General features: G+C 61.0%; 2 protein-coding genes. Both read right to left on the bottom strand.

The window, feature by feature from the left end; genetic code table 11:
- Positions 1-349: 349 nt before the first annotated feature.
- Positions 350-1,516 carry an IS91 family transposase gene (locus NCR38_RS10640; RefSeq protein WP_250477020.1) on the bottom strand — a complete coding sequence of 389 codons (1,167 nt, stop codon included), beginning with the start codon at positions 1,514-1,516 and terminating at the stop codon, positions 350-352.
- 20 nt (positions 1,517-1,536) lie between these two features.
- Positions 1,537-2,412: a site-specific integrase gene (locus tag NCR38_RS10635; RefSeq protein WP_250477019.1), complete on the bottom strand. Its 876-nt coding sequence runs from the start codon at positions 2,410-2,412 to the stop codon at positions 1,537-1,539.
- Positions 2,413-2,535 lie beyond the last annotated feature (123 nt).

The following is a 2,535-nucleotide window of genomic DNA, read 5'->3' as shown; positions in this document are numbered from 1 at the left end:
CGTTTAGGTTTGTTCGATGCCTGCCCTCGACCATGAGCGCGTGAGGCAAGGACAACGCGTGCGGGCAGGCGTTGAATAAACCTCGAGGAAAGAAACCGCGGAGTGGTCCGATGCGGCCAACTTCTTCACTATGGTGATTGATCAATCTGACCGATCTTTGTTGCGGGTCGATGGCAGGTGATGCGAGCGCCCGGAGAGGCGTGGATGCGGCAATGGAGGCGATGCCGCGTGCGATTTCGAGTTCGGAGTACGTCTGTGCAACGGTGCATGACACCGAAGGCACAATCGTCCACTCTTCGGCCTCGCTGACGCAAAGCTGACGGTTGAACTGCGGATCGACGTGAGGCGCTCATCGCTGTGCTGCCTTTGGCGGTGCGCGAATCGGTACGGTGCGCTTCAGAATGTCGATGACGAGCATCGGCGCGCCACAATGGCAGCAGATGAACGTCGGTCGATCGACGATGACTGCGTCGTGCGGTGACGGGCTGAGTTTGGGTCCAACGCCGAGCAGCGTGCGAATCTTGGCTAGGTTGGCGCGGCGCACTGGGTTGGCGAGCAACCCGTAATGGCGGATGCGATGGAAGCCACCGGGCAACACATGGAGCAGGAAGCGGCGCATGAACTCGCCGGATTCGAGCGTCATCGCTTTATAGCGAGTACGGCCCTTCTCTCGGTAGTCTTTCCAGCGGAAGCGCACGCTGCGTCCATCGAAGGCGAGCAGGCGTTGGTTGGAGATCGCGACGCGATGGGTATAACGTGAGAGGTAGGCGAGCACTGCTTCAGGACCCGCGAACGGACGCTTGGCATACACGAACCATTCAGAAGCGCGCAGCGGCGCGAGCCACTGCGCGAAGATCGTTCGATCAGCAAGCTGCGCATACTCGCCGAAGAACTGAAGCCATCCGCGCTGATGAGCATCCATGAGCGCTTCGAGGAAGCGCCTACGAAACAAACGCGAGAGCACACGCACCGGCAGAAAGAAACCGGGCCGACAGGCGATCCAGCGATCGCGGGTTGCTGACAGGCCTCCGCCAGGAACAATACCGTGCACATGCGGATGATGTGTGAGCGCTGAGCCCCAGGTATGCAGCACGAGCGTGGCGCCAATGTCGGCGCCCAGATGCTTAGGGTCCGCCGCGATAGTGCGTAGCGTCTCGGCGGCGATGTCGAACAGCAGCCCGTAGATGACGCGCTTGTTATACCAGGCGATCGCACTGATCGGTGCGGGGAGCGTGAAGACAACATGGTAGTACTCCACGGGCAGCAGATCGGCTTCTCGCGCCTCGAGCCAACGGCGTGCGGCACTTGCCTGACACTTCGGGCAATGGCGATTCCGACATGAGTTATAGGCGATCTCGGTTCGCAAGCAGCCTGAACAACGCAGCACATGCCCGCCCAGCGCCGCGCTGCGGCACTGTTCGATGGCCGACATCACCTTCAGCTGTCCTAGGCTCAGTGCTACCGTGCTTCGCCACGTGGGCCCGCAGGTGCGGAAGATGTCCGCGACCTCTAGCATTGGATCGGTCCGCGCGGCCGTTATTCGAGGCGCAGGCGCTCCAGCGGACTGACGACTTCATGCAGCAAGTCGGTAGCGACCTGCGCGTAGAGCGCTGTCGTTTCGAGCTTCTTGTGGCCAAGCAGTACCTGAATCACGCGAATATCCACCTTCTGCTCGAGCAGGTGCGTCGCGAAGCTGTGGCGCAACGTATGCATCGATACGCGTTTGTCGATCTGCGCGGCTTCGGCAGCGGCGCGAATCGCGCGATTAAGTTGCCGAGGCGTCAGTGGGTCGACAGGATCGAGTCCTGGAAATAACCAGCCGCCATCGGGCATCTTGCCTTGGGCGCGGGCCACGCGCCACCAAACTCGCAAGCGTTCGAGCAGCACCGGCGAGAGCATCGCATAGCGATCCTTGCGGCCCTTGCCTTGTTCGACGCGCAGCGTCATGCGCTGGCTATCGATGTCGCCCACTTTGAGCGCGACCACTTCGCCGGCGCGCAACCCTGTGCCGTAAGCCAGCGACAACGCCGTCTGATGCTTTAAATTACCTGTTGCCGCAATCAGTCGTCGGACCTCGTCAGGGCTGAGGATAACCGGCAGTATGCGCGGCACGCGCACCGGCTGCATCCTAGCCATCAATTCCGGCTGCTGAAGCGTGATCTCGAAGAAGAACTTCAGCCCGGTGATCGCGGCATTCAGGGAGACGGGAGACGTCCCGCGATCGACCAAATATAACTGGTAGTTTCGCAGGTCTTCGACAGTCGCCGTGTCGGGTGAGCGTTTGAGGTATCGAGCGAACTCACGCACAATGCGCAGGTAACCCGTTTGTGTCTTGGGAGAAAGCTGGCGCATGCGCATGTCGTCCGTCATACGCTGACGCAGAGGGCTGACGCCCAGTTGATTGGAGGTCATGATGCAGCTCCGTTGGAGAACGAGGCGGATTGCCTCGACCTCCAACATACGGAACTGCGCTGCGGGCTTCTCTGAACCTCTCACGCCTAGCCGTGGCCCCCTACCGCGCGAGCGGTTTCGTTC

This window comes from Caballeronia sp. INML1, from assembly GCF_023631085.1.
In the GTDB taxonomy this organism is placed as follows: domain Bacteria; phylum Pseudomonadota; class Gammaproteobacteria; order Burkholderiales; family Burkholderiaceae; genus Caballeronia; species Caballeronia turbans.
The sequence above is the reverse complement of the archived record's forward strand: the minus strand, read 5'-3'. Positions and strand labels throughout refer to the sequence as shown.